At 73.9% G+C, this 16,812-nt stretch carries 14 protein-coding genes and 1 riboswitch; of the genes, 5 read left to right on the forward strand and 9 right to left on the reverse strand.

Annotation, left to right across the window (positions count from 1 at the left end; all coding sequences use genetic code 11):
* The first annotated feature begins 66 nt into the window (after positions 1 to 66).
* Positions 67 to 789: a ZIP family metal transporter gene (locus tag EDD93_RS22280; protein WP_123526825.1), complete on the forward strand. Its 723-nt coding sequence runs from the start codon at positions 67 to 69 to the stop codon at positions 787 to 789.
* Between the two features lie 5 nt (positions 790 to 794).
* On the opposite strand, the gene EDD93_RS22285 is transcribed toward EDD93_RS22280, so the two are convergent.
* The 7 genes from EDD93_RS22285 to EDD93_RS22315 all read right to left on the reverse strand — a co-directional run bounded on the left by EDD93_RS22285 (position 795) and on the right by EDD93_RS22315 (position 9,557).
* Positions 795 to 2,273, reverse strand: a complete 1,479-nt coding sequence (locus EDD93_RS22285; protein ID WP_123526826.1) for a cobyrinate a,c-diamide synthase — start codon at positions 2,271 to 2,273, stop codon at positions 795 to 797.
* Positions 2,267 to 2,866: a cob(I)yrinic acid a,c-diamide adenosyltransferase gene (cobO, locus tag EDD93_RS22290; RefSeq protein ID WP_123526827.1), complete on the reverse strand. Its 600-nt coding sequence runs from the start codon at positions 2,864 to 2,866 to the stop codon at positions 2,267 to 2,269. The genes EDD93_RS22285 and cobO overlap by 7 nt, the downstream gene beginning before the upstream one ends.
* Positions 2,866 to 4,905: a putative cobaltochelatase gene (locus EDD93_RS22295; RefSeq protein WP_123526828.1), complete on the reverse strand. Its 2,040-nt coding sequence runs from the start codon at positions 4,903 to 4,905 to the stop codon at positions 2,866 to 2,868. Before EDD93_RS22295 ends, cobO begins: the two co-directional genes overlap by 1 nt.
* On the reverse strand, positions 4,902 to 6,551 hold the full coding sequence (locus tag EDD93_RS22300) for a cobyric acid synthase (protein ID WP_123526829.1): 1,650 nt from the start codon (positions 6,549 to 6,551) through the stop codon (positions 4,902 to 4,904). The genes EDD93_RS22295 and EDD93_RS22300 overlap by 4 nt, the downstream gene beginning before the upstream one ends.
* Positions 6,548 to 7,561: a cobalamin biosynthesis protein gene (locus tag EDD93_RS22305; protein WP_123526830.1), complete on the reverse strand. Its 1,014-nt coding sequence runs from the start codon at positions 7,559 to 7,561 to the stop codon at positions 6,548 to 6,550. The genes EDD93_RS22300 and EDD93_RS22305 overlap by 4 nt, the downstream gene beginning before the upstream one ends.
* A gap of 144 nt (positions 7,562 to 7,705) precedes the next feature.
* A riboswitch (cobalamin riboswitch) is annotated at positions 7,706 to 7,839 on the reverse strand.
* A gap of 185 nt (positions 7,840 to 8,024) precedes the next feature.
* A complete protein-coding gene (locus tag EDD93_RS22310; protein ID WP_123526831.1) occupies positions 8,025 to 8,258 on the reverse strand; it encodes a hypothetical protein in 234 nt (77 codons plus the stop codon).
* Positions 8,259 to 8,270: 12 nt separating this feature from the next.
* Entirely contained in the window at positions 8,271 to 9,557 is a 1,287-nt protein-coding gene (locus tag EDD93_RS22315; protein ID WP_123526832.1) for an inorganic phosphate transporter, read from the reverse strand.
* Positions 9,558 to 9,793: 236 nt separating this feature from the next.
* Between EDD93_RS22315 and EDD93_RS22320 the strand changes: the two genes are divergently transcribed.
* The 3 genes from EDD93_RS22320 (at position 9,794) to EDD93_RS22330 (ending at position 13,227) form a co-directional block, all read left to right on the forward strand.
* Positions 9,794 to 10,525: a class II aldolase/adducin family protein gene (locus tag EDD93_RS22320; RefSeq protein ID WP_123526833.1), complete on the forward strand. Its 732-nt coding sequence runs from the start codon at positions 9,794 to 9,796 to the stop codon at positions 10,523 to 10,525.
* Positions 10,526 to 10,603: 78 nt separating this feature from the next.
* Positions 10,604 to 11,731, forward strand: coding sequence for an alpha/beta hydrolase (locus tag EDD93_RS22325; RefSeq protein WP_123526834.1), 1,128 nt, complete (start codon positions 10,604 to 10,606; stop codon positions 11,729 to 11,731).
* Between the two features lie 185 nt (positions 11,732 to 11,916).
* Positions 11,917 to 13,227 (forward strand): hypothetical protein, encoded by a 1,311-nt coding sequence (locus EDD93_RS22330; protein ID WP_123526835.1) that lies wholly within the window; start codon positions 11,917 to 11,919, stop codon positions 13,225 to 13,227.
* A gap of 82 nt (positions 13,228 to 13,309) precedes the next feature.
* Here the strand turns inward: EDD93_RS22330 and EDD93_RS22335 are convergent, their stop codons facing one another.
* Both EDD93_RS22335 and EDD93_RS22340 read right to left on the reverse strand, forming a co-directional pair.
* Positions 13,310 to 13,723 carry a VOC family protein gene (locus EDD93_RS22335; RefSeq protein ID WP_123526836.1) on the reverse strand — a complete coding sequence of 138 codons (414 nt, stop codon included), beginning with the start codon at positions 13,721 to 13,723 and terminating at the stop codon, positions 13,310 to 13,312.
* A gap of 106 nt (positions 13,724 to 13,829) precedes the next feature.
* On the reverse strand, positions 13,830 to 14,720 hold the full coding sequence (locus tag EDD93_RS22340) for a neutral zinc metallopeptidase (RefSeq protein ID WP_123526837.1): 891 nt from the start codon (positions 14,718 to 14,720) through the stop codon (positions 13,830 to 13,832).
* A gap of 331 nt (positions 14,721 to 15,051) precedes the next feature.
* On the opposite strand from EDD93_RS22340, the gene EDD93_RS22345 reads away from it, so the two are divergent.
* The gene (locus tag EDD93_RS22345; protein WP_123526838.1) at positions 15,052 to 16,650 is read left to right on the forward strand and encodes an ABC-F family ATP-binding cassette domain-containing protein; all 1,599 of its coding nucleotides are present in this window, start codon (positions 15,052 to 15,054) and stop codon (positions 16,648 to 16,650) included.
* Positions 16,651 to 16,812: the final 162 nt, after the last annotated feature.

Genomic DNA, 16,812 nt, shown 5'->3' on the forward strand with positions numbered 1-16,812 from the left:
TTCCGGCAGGAGTGGTGGTGGCGTCCTGAGATGCGCGCACCGGGGTCGATCGGCTAGCAAGAGCCCATGGCGGTGTTCGTCGCGCTCGGCGCGTTCCTGATGACCCTGGCCGGTGGCTGGGTCGCCCAGCGCGTCACCGACCGCCGCCACCTCGTACTCGGCTTCGCCGGCGGACTGATGCTCGGCGTGGTCGGCCTGGACCTGCTGCCGGAGGCGATCGAGGCCGCCGGCGGCCTGGTCTTCGGGGTACCGGCGGCCCTGCTGCTGTTCGTCGGGGGCTTCCTGGTCGCCCACCTGGTGGAGCGGCTGCTCGCGGTGCGCCAGGCCGCGCACGGGGCGGGCGAGGAACGGGTGCCCCAGGTCGGGCTGACGGCGGCGGCGGCGATGGTCGGCCACAGCCTGATGGACGGCGTGGCGCTCGGCGCGGCCTTCCAGGTCGGCGGCGGCATGGGCGCGGCCGTCGCACTCGCCGTCATCACCCACGACTTCGCGGACGGCTTCAACACCTACACGATCACCAGCCTGTACGGGAACGCGCGCCGCAAGGCCCTCACGATGCTCTACGCGGACGCGGCTGCGCCCGTCATCGGTGCGGCGACGACGCTGCTGTTCACCCTTCCGGCGGAACTCCTCGGCTGCTATCTCGGTTTCTTCGGCGGAGCGCTGCTCTACCTCGCCGCCGCCGAGATCCTGCCCGAGGCGCACCACGACCACCCGGCCCGTTCCACCCTGCTCTGGACGATCGCCGGAGTGGGCTTCATCTGGCTGGTCGTGGGCATCGCGGACTGAGCTGCTCACCGCGCCGCGCCCGGTGCGCCGTCGCCCGGCGCGAGTTCCGCCGGGACCTCCCGGCACCGCTGGACGAACCGGAGGGCCGTACCGGGCGCCGAGGCCCAGTGGGTGTGCAGGTAGCTCGCGTGCACGCCCCGGTGCACGTACCCCTCCACGCGCTTCTCCGGCCGGTGCATGCCCCACGCCGGCCGGTCCCCGGCGCCCGGCTCCAGCACGGTGCGGTGGAACTCGTGCCCGCGCATCCGGGTGCCGGCGGCCGCGAGCGCGCTGTCGGACAGTGCCACGGCCTCCCGGTAGCCGAGCGTCAGCCGCTGGGACATCCGCCCCTCGGCGTCCAGCACCCCGCACATCGGCAGCCCGTCGAGCGACCGCGCCAGGTAGAGCAGCCCCGCACACTCGGCGGCCACCGGAGCCCCGGACGCCGCCAGCTCCGCGACGGCCTTGCGCAACGGCTCGTTGGCCGACAGACCGGGCCCGTACACCTCGGGGAAACCGCCCCCGATGACCAGCCCCGAAGTCCCTTCGGGCAGTGCCTCGTCCCGCAGCGGATCGAACGGCACCACCTCGGCCCCGGCGGCGGTCAGCAGCTCACTGTGCTCGGCGTAGGAGAAGGTGAACGCGGCCCCGGAGGCAACGGCGACACGCGCCCCGGCCCCACGCGGCCCCTCCGGCGGGCTGCTCAGCCCTGCCGGCGTCTGGGGAGCCGGGTCCGGGGCGGCGCTCCGGTCAGAGCCGCCCGCCGCGTCCACCGCCCCCGCCGCGTCCCACACCTCACCCGTCACCGGCGGCGCCGACCGCGCCAGGGCCATCAGCCCGTCCAGGTCGCACCCGGCCAGCACCTGCCCCGCCATCGCCGCGACAGCGGCCACCGCGTCGCCCCGCCGCTCCGCCACCGGCACCAGGCCGAGGTGCCGCGACGGCACCGCCAGTTGCCCGGCCCGCCGCAGCGCCCCCAGCACCGGCACCCCGGACTCCTCCAGGGCCTCGCGCAGCAGCGCCTCGTGCCGGTCCGAGCCGACCTTGTTCAGGATCACCCCGCCGATCCGCACATGCGGGTCCCACGAGGCGAAACCGTGCACCAGCGCCGCCACCGACCGGGACTGCGACGACGCGTCCACGACCAGCACCACCGGCGCTCGCAGCAGCTTCGCGACATGCGCGGTGGACGCCAGCTCGCCGAGCCCCGAGGCTCCGTCGTACAGCCCCATCACGCCCTCGACGACCGCCAGGTCACAGCCCAGTGCCCCGTGCGCGAACAGCGGGGCGATCAGCTGCGGCCCGCACATGTACGCGTCGAGATTGCGCCCCGGCCGCCCCGTGGCGAGGGTGTGGTAGCCCGGGTCGATGTAGTCGGGCCCCACCTTGTGCCCGGACACGGCGAGTCCGCGCCCGGCGAAGGCGGCCATCAGACCCGTCGCGACGGTGGTCTTGCCGCTGCCGGACGACGGCGCGGCTATGACCAGGCGCGGAATCGTCACCACTCGATGCCCCTCTGGCCCTTCTGCCCGGCGTCCATCGGGTGCTTGACCTTCGACATGTCGGTCACCAGGTCCGCCGCGTCCAGCAGCGCGGCGGGCGCATTGCGCCCGGTGATCACGACGTGCTGCGAGCCGGGCCGCTCGCGCAGCACCTGGACCACCTCGTCGGTGTCGACCCAGCCCCAGTGCATCGGGTAGGCGAACTCGTCGAGCACGTAGAGCCGGTGCGTCTCGGCGGCGAGGTCGCGCTTGACCTGCTCCCAGCCCTCGCGGGCCGCCGCCTCGTTGTCCAGCTGCTGGTCGCGCTGGACCCAGGACCAGCCCTCGCCCATCTTGTGCCAGACGACGGGCCCGCCCTCGCCGCTCGCGCCGAGCACCTTCAGCGCGTTCTCCTCACCGACCTTCCACTTCGCGGACTTCACGAACTGGAAGACGCCGACCGGCCACCCCTGATTCCAGGCGCGCAGCGCCAGCCCGAAGGCCGCCGTCGACTTCCCCTTGCCGATGCCGGTGTGCACCATCAGCAGCGGCCGGTTGCGGCGCTGCCGGGTGGTGAGTCCGTCGTCCGGCACACTTACCGGCTGTCCCTGCGGCACTATGCGGCCCTCCTGTTGTCACCCTGAACGTCCTTGACCAGCCCGGCGATCGAGTCGGCCCGCAGCTCGTCGAGCGTGACGGCGGTGCCGCCCAGCTCGGCCGCGAGACCCGCCGCGAGGCCGAGCCGCACCGGCCCCGCCTCGCAGTCCACGACCACGGACGCGATGCCCTCAGCCTCGTGCAGCCGGGCCGCCCGCGCGGCCAGGGCCACCGGCTCCGGCCCGCCGGTCGCGCGCCCGTCGGTCACCACGACCAGCAGCGGCCGACGCGACGGATCGCGCAGCCGCTCCACCCGCAGCACGTCATGGGCCTTCAGCAGCCCGGCGGCCACCGGGGTGCGGCCACCGGTGGGCAGCGTCTCCAGCCGTGCGGCGGCCGCGTCCACCGAGGAGGTCGGCGGCAGCACCACGGCCGCCTCCTTGCCCCGGAAGGTGATCAGCCCGACCTTGTCCCGCCGCTGGTAGGCGTCCATCAGCAGGGAGAGGACCGCGCCCTTCACCGCAGTCATGCGCTGCCGGGCCGCCATCGAGCCCGACGCGTCCACCACGAACAGCACGAGATTGCCCTCGCGCCCCTCCCGGGTGGCCTGCCGCAGATCGTCCCGCCGCACCACCAGGCCCGGCCCCGAACGGCCCCGCGCCCGCTGGTGCGGGGCGGCGGCCTGCACGGTGGCGGCCAGGTGCAGCTTGGTGAGCGCGCCCTGCGGACGCCGTGCGCCGGTGGTACGCCCGTGTTCGGTACGCGCCCGGGAGCGCCGCCCCGCCGCGCCCTCGCCCAGGCCGGGCACGCTCAGCATCTTCGTCCGGAACGGCTCGCCGGCCCGCACGGGCTGCTGCTCGCCGCCCCCGGCGGGCTGCCCCTGTCCCGGCTCCCGCTCCTTGCCCTGTTCGGGCACGGACTGCTCGGGCCCCGCCCCCTCGGGCGTGTCGTCGGCGCCGCCCTCGGGCTGCGGCGGTGCGTCGGGTCCGTCGCCCTGCGGGGGCGGGGCGCCGCCACCGGGGCCGTCCGGGTCCGGATCCTCGTCCTCGCCGCGGTTCTGCTCCAGCGTGTCGTCGAGCTTGTCCTCGTCGAGCCCCGGCGCGTCGAACGGATTGCGCCGGCGCCTGTGGGGGAGCGCGAGCAGCGCGGCCTGCCGTACGTCCTCGGCCTGGACGTCGGTGCGCCCCGCCCAGGCGGCCAGTGCCGTGGCGGTCCTGGCCATGACGATGTCGGCCCGCATCCCGTCGACCTCGAAGGCCGCGCAGGTGGCCGCGATCTGCCGCAACGCCCCGTCACCGAGCCGCACTTGCGGCAGCAGTGCCCGCGCGGCCGTGATCCGGTCCCGCAGCGTCCCCTCCTCCTCGGCCCACCGGGCGGCGAAGGCGGCCGGGTCGTCGTCGTAGGCGAGCCGCCGGCGCACCACCTCGACCCGCAGGTCGGTCTCACGCGAGGCGGCGACCTCGACGGTCAGCCCGAACCGGTCCAGGAGCTGCGGCCTGAGCTCGCCCTCCTCCGGGTTCATCGTCCCGACGAGCAGGAAGCGCGCGGCATGCCGTACGGAGACGCCTTCGCGCTCCACGTACGAGGCGCCCATGGCGGCCGCGTCCAGCAGCAGGTCGACCAGGTGGTCGTGGAGGAGGTTGACCTCGTCCACGTACAGGATGCCGCGGTGGGCGTCCGCGAGGAGCCCCGGCTCGAAGGCCTTCACGCCCTCGGCCAGCGCCCGTTCGATGTCCAGGGCGCCGACGAGCCGGTCCTCGGACGCGCCGACGGGCAGCTCGACCGTCCGCGCCGCCCGCGACACGCCGGGCGCCGGCTCGTGCGGGCCGTCGGGACACGCCGGGTCGGGCGATGCCGGGTCGCAGGAGAAACGGCACCCCGGGACGACGGCCACCTCCGGCATCAGCGCGGCCAGCGCGCGCACGGCGGTGGACTTGGCGGTGCCCTTCTCGCCCCGCACCAGCACCCCGCCGACGGCCGGCGAGACGGCGTTGAGCAGCAGGCCGAGCCGGAGATCGTCCTGCCCGACGATGGCGGTGAAGGGGTACGGCGTACTCACAGGGCCTCCTTGGTGGCGGCGGATTCCAGCGGTTGCGACGGGCGTCCGGGCCCCGGTGGCGGCTGCGGGGCGGGGACCGGTGTGCGGGGCCCCGTCACGTCCGGGCTCCCGGGGGCCGGGGGCGCTCCCGGCGGGACGAAGGGGAGTCCGGCGGGTGCGCCCGACTCGATGAGCCGCCACAGCGCGTCGGTGTCGGCGTGTTCCTCGATGAGGTCACCGAGGCGGTCGAGCTGCTCCTCGCGCAGTGCGGCGAAGCAGGTGCCGGGGGCGGGGACGAAGCGGCGCCCCGCGGCCCGCGCGACCTCGGTCAGGAAGCGGCGGCGGAACGCGTCGCTCTCCAGCGAGCCGTGCCAGTGCGTGCCCCACACCGCGCCGGACCGGCAGCCGTCCAGGCGTCGGCCCCGCGCGTCGGTGAGGAACGGCTCGCCGCCCCGCACGTCCGCGACGCCGTGGTGGATCTCGTACCCCTCGACGGGGGCGCCGAGCGCCTCGCCGACCGGCCGGGCGAGGGTCTTCTCGCGTTCGAACCGCACGCGTACGGGGAGCAGGCCGAGCGCGTCGACCTGCCCGGCGCGCGACTCCACCTCGTCCTCGATGTGCTCGCCGAGGATCTGGTAGCCGCCGCAGATGCCGAGGACCGGGCGGCCCTCGGCGGCGCGCCGCAGCAGCGCGTCGGCAAGGCCGCGCTCGCGCAGCCAGGCCAGCGCCTTCACCGTGCCCCGGGTGCCGGGCACGATGACGAGATCGGCGTCGGACAGCTCCTCGGGCCGGTCCACGAACCGCACGACGACGCCGGGTTCGGCGGCCAGCGCGTCGACGTCGGTGAAGTTCGACATCAGGGGCACCGCGCACACGGCGACGCGCAGGACGTCCTCGCCGTGCGGAGGCGCGACGACGGACTCGCGCACGGTGCCGCGCAGCGAGACCCGCAGCCCGTCCTCCTCGTCGATGCCGAGGCCGTGGGCGAACGGCAGTACCCCGTACGTCGGCCGCCCGGTGAGACCGAGCAGCATGTCCAGGCCAGGCTCCAGCAGTGACACGTCACCCCGGAACTTGTTGACCAGGTAACCGGCGATCAGTTCCTGGTCCTCGGCGGCCAGCAGCGCCGTCGTACCGAAGAACGAGGCGAAGACCCCGCCCCGGTCGATGTCCCCGACGACCACCACCGGGAAGCGGGCCGCCCGTGCGATGCCCATGTTCACGATGTCGGTGCGCCGCAGGTTGATCTCGGCCGGACTGCCCGCCCCCTCGCAGATCACCGCGTCATATGTGGACCGGAGCTGCTCCAGGCAGTCCACGACGGTGGACAGCAACTGCTCCTGCCTGCCGCCGTGGTAGCCGCGGGCGCTCATCTCACCGACCGCGCGCCCCATCAGGACGACCTGGCTGGAGCGGTCGCTGCCCGGCTTGAGCAGTACCGGGTTCATCAGCGCGGTCGGCTCCACCCGGGCGGCCTGGGCCTGCATGGCCTGGGCCCGGCCGATCTCGGCGCCCTCGCGGGTGACGAAGGAGTTGAGGGACATGTTCTGCGCCTTGAACGGCGCGACCTTCACCCCCTGGCGCACCAGCCAGCGGCAGATGCCCGCCGTGACGACGCTCTTGCCCGCGTCCGATGTGGTCCCGGCGACCAGCAGTCCGCCGCTCATGTCGGTCTCCGTCCTGAGGTGCGCGCACTCGGGGCAGGCGTGCCCGGACCGCGCGTCGAGGTGATCCGCCGTGCCGCGGCGCCCGCGCCCAGCCGGGCCGCCACGCTCACACCGAGGGCCAGCACGCCGATCCGGCGCGAGAGCCGTACGGCGCGTTCGATGTCCTTCGTCCCCACCGCCCGGCCGGCAGCGCCGTTGAGTACGGGGCGGTGCTCGACCCGGCCGCCGTAGGCGAGGGTGCCGCCGAGCCGTACGCCCAGCGCGCCCGCGAACGAGGCCTCCACGGGGCCCGCGTTGGGGCTCGGATGCCGGTGGGCATCCGCCCGCCAGGCCCGCAGCGCACCCCGGGGCCGCCCCCCGGCGGCGACCGCGAGCAGCGCGGTCAGCCGGGCGCCGGGCCAGCCCACGAGGTCGTCGAGGCGGGCCGAGGCCCAGCCGTAACGCAGGTGGCGGGGCGACCTGTGCCCGACCATCGCGTCCAGGGTGTTGGCGGCCCGGAAGCCGACGAGCCCGGGGACCCCGCCCAGCGCGCCCCACACCAGGGCGCCGACCACGGCGTCGGAGGTGTTCTCGGCGACGGACTCCACCACGGCGCGGGCGATCTGCGGTCCGTCCAGGGACTGCGGATCGCGGCCGCACAGGTGGGGCAGCCGCTCGCGGGCCAGTTCGAGGTCGCCGGCGGCCAGCGCGCCGCCGATGGACCGGGCCTCGCGCCCCAGCGACGTACCGCCGACGACGGCCCAGGTGGCGGCGGCGGTCAGGGCCACGGACGCGGCGGGACGGCGGCGCAGCGCACGGGCGGCCAGTGCCGCGCCGCCGGCGGCGCCTCCGGCGCAGACCAGGGTGTGCAGCGCGCCCCACCCGCGGTGGTCGCGCCACAGACGGCGTTCGACGCCTGCCGCGGCCCGCCCGAAGGCGGCGACCGGATGCCCCCGGCGGGGGTCACCGAGCAGCAGGTCACCGATCAGACCGGCCGTGGCGCCGTACGCGAAGATGCGATCGGCACGCACGGATCAGCCGGCCGTCGCGCCTCGGACGCCCTTGGTGGGGGCAGTTGGCGGCGGGGGAGACACGGATACGGACGCACGGCGGCCGGGCATGGCGATATGTCCTCACTCAGGGTCCGCGCCCTGGTTCGACGTGATCGGCGACCAGAGTCTCCTGGCTCCCGGATCCGCAGTTCCCCCGGTCTTCCAGTCCACTCGGCGTGGACCGTGACTTCCGGTGGTGGGGGACTGCTCCCCGGTGACAGTGGCGGGACCGCGCCGGATTCGCACCGGCTTCCTCTGCTGTCGCCGTAATGGCTCCGGCAGTCCACCACGCTCCGCGAACGCCAGTCAACCTACCGTTGACCTGCGGCGGTGCAGTGTGCTGAGACCCACATCGGGCCGGCCGCACGCGAGGTGCGGCCGGCCCGATGCGGCGGATGGTTCAGGTGCGGTGGTTCAGGTGCGGTGGGTCATGGACTGCGGTTCAGGCGACGATCAGGTAGATGCCGTAGGCCACCGCCGCCGCGCACAGCCCGAAGCAGGCGTACGCGCCCGCGCGGGCCAGCATCAGGGACCCGCCGGCCTGCCCGCCCGGCGCGGCCGGTCCGGGCTGCCGGGAGAGGCCGACGATGCCCAGGGTGAAGAGGCCCACCAGGGCGACGGTGGCGACGAGAGAGACGCCGAAGACGGTGCCGAGGGCTGCCCAGTCGATGTTCATGGAGGATCTTCCTTACACCGTGGCAGGTCGTGCCGGGTCGGCGGCTACGGGTCCGGCCGGGGCCGGGATGGTGGTCTTGAGGTCCTGCTGGGCCTGGGCCGCGGTGGGCGGCGGGCTGACGGCCGCGATGGCGGTGGTGACGATCCCGGCGGGTTCGGCGTGCCCGCCGGCCGAGACGCCGTCCTGGCCGCCGGGCGCGACGTCGTCCTGGCCGACCGGCTTGCGGCGGGACAGGACCCAGATCGCTCCGGAGCCCGCGACCAGCAGCACGGCGACGAGCACGACGCCCCAGGTGCCCTGCTTGGTGAGGAACTCCGCCCCCGCGCCGACCAGGCCGGCGGCGGGCAGTGTCAGACCCCAGGCGACGAACATCCGGGTGGCGGTGGACCAGCGGACCACACCGCCCCGCCGGCCGAGGCCGGCGCCCATCACCGCCCCCGAGCAGGACTGGGTGGTGGAGAGGGAGAAGCCGAGGTGCGAGGAGGCCAGGATGACCGTGGCCGCACTGGTCTGGGCGGCGAAGCCCTGCGGCGGCTTGAGCTCGGTGAGGCCGCTGCCCATGGTGCGGATGATGCGCCAGCCGCCCAGGTAGGTGCCGAGCGCGATGGCCAGACCGGCGCTGACGATGACCCAGACCGGCGGGTTCGCACCGGGGGAGAGCACTCCGCCGGTGACCAGGGCCAGCGTGATGATGCCCATGGTCTTCTGCGCGTCATTGGTGCCGTGGGCGAGCGAGACCAGCCCGGCGGAGGCGATCTGCCCGGCCCGGTAGCCCTTGGCGGTCGCCTTCTCCTGGGCGTCGTTACGGATCTTCCCGCCGATCCGGTACGTCAGCCTGGTGGCCAGCAGTGCGGCCAGACCGGCGACGAACGGGGCGGCGACCGCGGGGAGCAGCACCTTGGTGACGACGGTGCCGCCGTCGACCGAGGACCAGCCCGCGGACATCACCGCGGCGCCGATCAGACCGCCGAAGAGGGCGTGCGAGGAGCTGGACGGCAGTCCGACCAGCCAGGTCAGCAGATTCCACAGGATGGCGCCGACGAGCGCCGCGAAGATGACCTCGGTTCTGAGGCCGTTCTCGTTGATGATCCCGCCGGAGATCGTCTTGGCGACCTCCACCGACAGGAACGCGCCGACCAGGTTGAGAACGGCGGACATCGCCACCGCTGTCTTGGGTTTGAGTGCGCCGGTCGAGATGGTGGTCGCCATCGCGTTGGCGGTGTCGTGGAAACCGTTCGTGAAATCGAACACTAGAGCTGTCACGATCACAATCGCGAGCAGCAGCGTGATGTGTTCCATTTACCCAGGCAATCGTTCGACGTCAGTGGCACGTGGAACGTAGGCAACCTGAGTGAACGGAAGATGAACTGAACGGGGCGTCGCGGTGACTCCAATCGGAGTGACGATGCCCCGTTTGGCCGTGCTCCGACAGGGCGGGGCGGGCGCCGGCCGGTGTGGGCCCGGAATCCGGGTCCGGCAGGCCTCCGGAAACGGGGCAGAAACATGGACCGCTCATCAGTGGAAAGGATCTTCGTATGAGCGATGGGCGGCAGGGTCCGGTCGAACAGGCCGTGGGCGCAGAACACACCGCAGGCACCGGACGGGCCGGGGACGCCCGGCCGTCCGGGGACATCGGGCGGGCCTGGGGCGCGGTCGTCGCCACCGCCCGCCGGACGGCGGCCGACGGACTGGTCGTCGGCACCTCGGGCAACGTGTCGGTGCGGGTGGGCGGCACCGTCCTGGTCACCCCGAGCGGCGTGCCGTACGACCGGCTCCGCCCCCAGGACGCGGTCGGCGTCGATCTGGAGGGCAACCAGATCCTCGGCGAGCTGGCCCCGACCAGCGAACTCCCGCTCCATCTCGCTCTCTACCGGAACACCACGGCGGCCGCCGTCGTGCACACCCACGCGGTGCACGCCACGGCCGTCTCCACGCTCGTCGCCGAGGTCCCGCCGATCCACTACGCGGCCGCGCTGCTGGGGGGTCCCGTCCGGGTCGCCCCATACGCCCGGTACGGCACCGACGAACTCGCCGCGAACATGCTGGCCGCCCTGCGGGACCGCACCGGCTGCCTGCTCGGCAACCACGGGACCGTCACCTACGGAGCCACCCTCGACGAGGCGTACGACCGCACCGCCCAGCTCGAATGGCTGTGCCGCCTCTGGCTCGCCGCGAGCGCCGTCCCCGGCCGCTCCCCGGCCCTGCTCACCCCGGACCAGCTGAGCGACGTCCGGGAGGCGCTGAAGGGCTACGGGCAGCCGGGCTGAGGCCGCCGGGGCGGGCGGCCGCCACCGGACGGCCCCCGCCCGCTGGCCGAGTGCGCGGGCGCCCAGGAGACTGAGGGCGTGCGCCCGGTTACAGCGACGGCAGCAGTCGTCACCTCCCTCATCGGCGCCGGTGCGGCAGCGGTCGCGGCCGGCCGGTACGCCGGCGACGCCGCCCTCGGGGCGCCGCCCGGCCGTCCGTTCCCCGCCGACCGCAGACTCACCGTGCACGCGACGGCGGCGGGACAGGTCACCCTGACCCGTTCCTTCGCCGCGCTGCGCCCCGGCACCTACGGGCTGGTCGGTGACGACGTCCACGCCGTCGTCGGCCCGGTCATCGACCGGGCCCACCAGGCCGCCGACACCGTCGTGCGCCGCCTGGAGCGCGTCAGCCACGGCACCCTGCGCCCCGGGGCCAAGGTCCGCCTCACACCCGAGGTCTACAGCGGCGACCCCACCGCGGCCCTCGGCCTCGAACACCGCGAGGTCGAGATCACCGGTGAACTCGGCGCCCTGCCCGCCTGGTTCGTGCCCGGCGCCCGCGACACCTGGGTCATCGCCGCGCACGGCATCGGCACCACCCGGGAACACCCCCTGAACCTGCTCCCCTTCCTGAACGGACAGCAGCTGCCGGTGCTCGACCTGGCCTACCGGGGCGACGCCGGAGCACCGCGCTCCCCGGACGGGCTCAGCCACCTCGGGGAGTCCGAATGGCGCGACCTGGACGCGGCCATCCGCTTCGCGGTCCGCTACGGCGCCGAGAAGGTCGTGCTGCACGGCTGGTCGACCGGCGCCTCGATGGCGCTCCACGCCTCCGCCAACTCCGCGCTCCGGGACCGGATCTGCGGCCTCGTCCTCGACTCCCCGGTCATGGACTGGGCCACCACCCTGCGCGCCCTGGCCGCCGCCCGGGGGGTGCCGTCCGCCCTGCTCCCGCTCGCCGTCCGGGCCGCACAGGGACAGACCGGGCTGAGCGGCGCCCGGCTCCTGGAAACCTCACTGCCCCGGACCCTGCACGTCCCCACCCTGATCTTCCACGGCCCCGACGACACCCTGGCACCCTGGCAGCCCTCCAGGGTGCTCGCCGCCCGGCGCCCCGACCTGGTCGCCCTGCACCCCGTGGCGCAGGCTCCGCATGCGGCGATGTGGAATGCCGACCCGGCCTACTACGAGGAGACGCTGCGACGCTTCCTCACGCCCCTGATGTGAGCTGATGTGCCGCTTCGGCCCGTTGGTACCGGACGGTGCGCACGCTTCGGGACACCGGTGATCCGGGTTCCGTTTGGGCTTTCGGGCTGTCAGAGGCAAGACTGCTCCCCGTGACGTCCCGTACCCCGCGCGACTCCAGGCTGCGACTTGTCCGCCCGCGACCCCTCGCCACCGCTCACAAGGCCGTGATCACCCGGCGCACCAGGCCGGCACCCCGCCCGCCCGAGGGCACCCCGCCCAGGGCGGAACTGGCCCGCCAGGCCAGGGCCGCGCTCGCCGACGCCGTGCGGATCGCCCGCTGGGCCGCCGGCGGCTCCCGTCCCGGCACCCCGCCGCTGGCCGCCACGGCCCTCGAACGGGCCTCCTCCGAGCTGCAGTTGTCCCCGGGCCAGGTGCGGTCCGGCTGGGACCGGGCCCGGCTGGCCGGCCTCGTCGAGCTGCACGGCGACACCGCACGGCCCGGCTGGCGGCTGCGCGCCTGGGACCGCGACGACTCCGCCGTGCTCCGCGGCTGGGTGGCGCTCTTCGACGCCTGGTCCCTCGTCCACCCCGCGCCGCGGGACATCGAGTCCACCGCGGTCGCGGAGGCCGTCGAGGCCGTGCCCCAGGTGCTCTCCCTCCTCCAGCTCTCGGCGGGTCCGGTCACCGTGCCCGCCCTGCTCGACCTGCTGGGCCAGCGCGTCGCCGAACTCCACGAGGAGCGCTGCGAGGTGCCGTACGGGCCGCAGCCGCTGCCCGTCCCCGCCGAGGCCGCGCCCCCCGCCCACCCGGAGGCGCTGGTCGCCCTCCTCCTCGACTGGGCCCTGGAGGGGCTGGCCGCCGTCGGGGCGCTCACCCTCGGCTCCGGGCACGCCACCCTCACCCCGCTCGGCAACTGGGCGGTCTGGGTCAAGCTGGAACAGATCTGCGTCGCCGCCCAGAGCCCGGCCGGGAACATCGAGCAGTCCGCCGCCGACATGCTGCTCGGCTGTGCCCGGCTCACCCCCGGACCGGCCCGTGCCGAGTACCGCGCCTGGCTGGCCGCCCGGCCCGTCGGCAGCGCCGTCGCCGAACTCCTCGCGGTGGCCCGCGGCGAGGACGCGCTGCTGCGCGGGCTCGCCTTCGAGGCGCTCCGGGTGGTCGGCGCACCCGCCGAGCCCGAGGTGCGCTCGGTGGTGGCCGACCCGTCGCTGCGCCCCTACGCGCTGCTGTGGCTCGCGGAGTACGACGGCGCCGACCCCGAGGACGCCCAGGACGTCCTCAGCCGCGAGGAGGCCACCTGGCTCTGGGTCGACACCGCGGCGGCCGTGGCCGACCACGGCGAGACCGCGCTGCTGGTCCGCCACCTCGACTCGGCCGTACAGGGCAGCGTCCCGGCCCTCCTCGACGAGGTACGGGCCGTCGGCCATCCGCGTACCGTCCAGGTCCTGGTGGCGCTGGCCGCGGCCCACCCCGACCCCGCGCTCGCCAAGGCGGTCCGCAAGGCGGCCTTCCAGGTGCACACCGGCGGCGCCTGAGCGAATGGTCCGGCCGGCCCGGGGGAGACCACCCCCGCCGGCCGGACCGCCCCGGACCGCCGGTGGCGCTCCGGGGCCCGGGTCAGCCCGGCGTCCCCGGGGAGTACGTACCGAAACTCCACACGTTGCCCTCCGCGTCCCGCGCCATGTAGTCCCGCGAGCCGTAGTCCTGGTCGGTGGGCGGCATCAGGATCTCCACCCCGTGCTCCACCGCCCGCGCGTGGTGCGCGTCGATGTCGTCGACCGTCACGTAGACACCGGCCGGCCCCGAACCCCGCATGGCCTTCGCGAAGACCCCCTCGCGCCCCTTGGAACCCAGCATCACCCTGCCGTTCCCGCAGGACAGCTCCGCATGCATCACGGTGCCGTCCTCGTCCTCGTACACCGCTTCCTCGGTGAAGCCGAGCGCCTCCGTCAGCATCTTGACCGCGGCCTTCGCGTCGTCGTAGAGCAACGTCGGAAAGACCGACGGAACACCTGTCGCCGAACCCGCCATCGTGCTCACCCCTTCTCGCCCGCTCAGGACCCCGCGCCTGGCTCGTGTGTGATCTGCGTCTCAGTTTTCCACCGGGCACTGACAACGCCCTCCCGTGCCGCCCGCGTCAGCGGAAGGTGTCGCAGCGGGCCGGGTCACCGCCGGTGAATCCGGTGGTGAACCACTGCTGCCGCTGCGCCGCCGAGCCGTGCGTCCAGGACTCCGGGGCGACCCGGCCCTGGAAGCGCTCCTGGATCCGGTCGTCCCCGACCGCCGCGGCCGCGTCGAGGCCGTCCCGGATGTCGGCTCGGGTCAGCTCGGTGACCAGCGGCCGGCCCGTGGGCCCGTCGGGCGTCGTCGTCGCGTGGTGCGCCCAGACCCCGGCGTAGCAGTCCGCCTGCAGCTCCACCCGCACCGCGTTGCTGTTCTCGCCGGTCCGCCCGTCCTGCGACCGGCCCAGCGTCCCCAGCTGGTTCTGCACGTGGTGCCCGTACTCGTGCGCGACGACGTACGCCTGGGCGAAGGGCCCGCCGCTCGACCCGAACGTGGTCCGCAGCTCGTCGAAGAAGCCCAGGTCGAGGTAGACCTGCCGGTCCCCGGGGCAGTAGAACGGCCCCACGGCCGAGGTCGCGGACCCGCAGGCGGTGCCGATCCGGTCGGTGAACAGCACCGTGCGTGCGTTGCCGTACGCCGCCCCGCGCCGGGCGAACTCCTGTTTCCAGTAGTCCTGGACGCTGTTGACCACCGCGACCGTCCGGCAGTCGTCCTTGGTGTTGGCGTCCCGGCCGGTCCGGCACGACTGCTCGACCTGGGCGGCCGACGACGCGGTCGCCGTCGTCCCCGAGTCGCCCGAGGAGAGGCCGAGCTCGTCGGGGCCCACGCCGAACAGCAGCCCCAGGATCAGCGCGATGACCGCCGCGATGCCGCCGCCCACGGTGGCCCGGCCGCCCGGGACGCGGCTCCCGCGCACATCCCGGACCTCGGACGTGTCCAGATCGGCGTCGTCGTCGAACTGCATGGCACCACCCTCCGCTCGGCGCGCGGCCGCGTACCGCCCTGCGCCGAGTATCAGATAGTTCACACCTCTATGCCCCTTATCTGCTACGGAGTGGAGCCGGTCGGCAGCACACGGCGAGACTTCGGCGGCCGGGGCGGGAGCAGGCGGAAAAGCGATTGGACACCGCCAGTAGACTGGTCCTCATGGCAACTCTCCTTGTGCGTATGCGTGAGTAGCGGCGTCCGAGTCGTGAATCGCTAGAGCCTGCTCGTCTGCATCAGGCCGGGCTCGCGTGCAAACGACAGGCCCCCTTCCGTACCTCCGCCGTCCATTCCGCCCTGGAGTTTTTCCCGTGATCACCGCCTCCGGCATCGAGCTGCGCGCCGGCGCCCGCATGCTTATCGAATCCGCCTCCTTCCGCATCGCCAAGGGCGACCGCGTCGGCCTCGTCGGCCGCAACGGGGCGGGCAAGACCACCCTCACCAAGTGCCTCGCGGGCGAGGGCACCCCCGCAGGCGGCACCATCACCCGCTCCGGCGAGGTCGGCTACCTCCCGCAGGACCCGCGCACCGGTGACCTCGACGTGCTCGCCCGCGACCGCATCCTCTCGGCCCGGGGGCTCGACGAGACGCTGCGCAAGATGCGCGAGAACGAGGAGCGGATGGCGAACGGCAAGGGCGCCACCCGCGAGAAGGCGATGAAGAAGTACGAGCGCCTGGAGACGGAGTTCCTCACCAAGGGCGGGTACGCCGCCGAGGCCGAGGCCGCCACCATCGCCGCGGCCCTCAGCCTGCCCGACCGGGTGCTCGGCCAGCCGCTCCACACGCTCTCCGGCGGTCAGCGCCGCCGCGTCGAGCTGGCCAGGATCCTCTTCTCGGACGCCGACACCCTGCTCCTGGACGAGCCCACCAACCACCTCGACGCCGACTCGATCGTCTGGCTGCGCGACTACCTCAGGAGCTACCGGGGCGGCTTCGTCGTGATCTCCCACGACGAGGAGCTGGTCGAGACCGTCGTCAACAAGGTCTTCTACCTCGACGCCAACCGGTCGCAGATCGACGTCTACAACATGGGCTGGAAGCTCTACAAGCAGCAGCGCGAGGCCGACGAGAGGCGTCGCAAGCGCGAGCGGCAGAACGCCGAGAAGAAGGCCGCGACGCTCAACGCCCAGGCCGACAAGATGCGCGCCAAGGCCACCAAGACCGTGGCCGCCCAGAACATGGCCAAGCGCGCCGACCGGCTGCTCTCCGGCCTGGATGCCGTACGCGTCTCGGACAAGGTCGCCAAGCTGCGCTTCCCCGACCCCTCCCCGTGCGGCAAGACCCCGCTGATGGCGGAGGGGCTCTCCAAGTCCTACGGGTCGCTGGAGATCTTCACCGATGTCGACCTCGCCATCGACAAGGGCTCCCGGGTCGTCATCCTCGGCCTCAACGGTGCGGGCAAGACCACCCTGCTCCGCCTCCTCGGCGGCGCGGAGAAGCCCGACACCGGCGACGTCATCGAGGGCCACGGGCTCAAGCTCGGCTACTACGCCCAGGAGCACGAGACCCTCGACCCGAACCGCACCGTCCTGGAGAACATGCGCTCTGCGGCCCCCGACCTCGACCTGGTCGCGGTCCGCAAGACGCTCGGCTCGTTCCTCTTCTCCGGTGACGACGTCGACAAGCCCGCCGGCGTGCTCTCCGGCGGCGAGAAGACCCGGCTCGCCCTGGCGACGCTGGTGGTCTCCTCCGCCAACGTGCTCCTGCTCGACGAGCCCACCAACAACCTCGACCCGGCCAGCCGCGAGGAGATCCTCGGCGCGCTGCGCACGTACAAGGGCGCCGTCGTCCTGGTCACGCACGACGAGGGCGCGGTCGAGGCGCTCCAGCCCGAGCGCATCATCCTGCTGCCCGACGGGGTCGAGGACCTGTGGGGTGCGGACTACCGGGACCTGGTCTCGCTGGCCTGACCCGGCGCGGCCGTCCATTGATCCACTCCCACTGGATCATTCGGCCTACGCGTGATCCATCATCTGCGTGAGTACGTCTCGTACCTCGGCGCGGCGCCCGGCAGATACCTGCCGGGCGCACCCATTTCCGGGCGGAAAACCCGCGCGGCCCTGACCTGGACG

This window comes from Streptomyces sp. 840.1, from assembly GCF_003751445.1.
In the GTDB taxonomy this organism is placed as follows: Bacteria; Actinomycetota; Actinomycetes; order Streptomycetales; family Streptomycetaceae; genus Streptomyces.

Coding starts and splice junctions, on each gene's coding strand:
- EDD93_RS22280 (WP_123526825.1), top strand. CDS start 67: ATGGCGGTGTTCGTCGCGCTCGGCGCGTTCCTGATGACCCTGGCCGGT.
- EDD93_RS22300 (WP_123526829.1), bottom strand. CDS start 6,551: ATGAGCGGCGGACTGCTGGTCGCCGGGACCACATCGGACGCGGGCAAG.
- EDD93_RS22310 (WP_123526831.1), bottom strand. CDS start 8,258: ATGAACATCGACTGGGCAGCCCTCGGCACCGTCTTCGGCGTCTCTCTC.
- EDD93_RS22315 (WP_123526832.1), bottom strand. CDS start 9,557: ATGGAACACATCACGCTGCTGCTCGCGATTGTGATCGTGACAGCTCTA.
- EDD93_RS22320 (WP_123526833.1), top strand. CDS start 9,794: ATGAGCGATGGGCGGCAGGGTCCGGTCGAACAGGCCGTGGGCGCAGAA.
- EDD93_RS22335 (WP_123526836.1), bottom strand. CDS start 13,723: ATGGCGGGTTCGGCGACAGGTGTTCCGTCGGTCTTTCCGACGTTGCTC.
- EDD93_RS22340 (WP_123526837.1), bottom strand. CDS start 14,720: ATGCAGTTCGACGACGACGCCGATCTGGACACGTCCGAGGTCCGGGAT.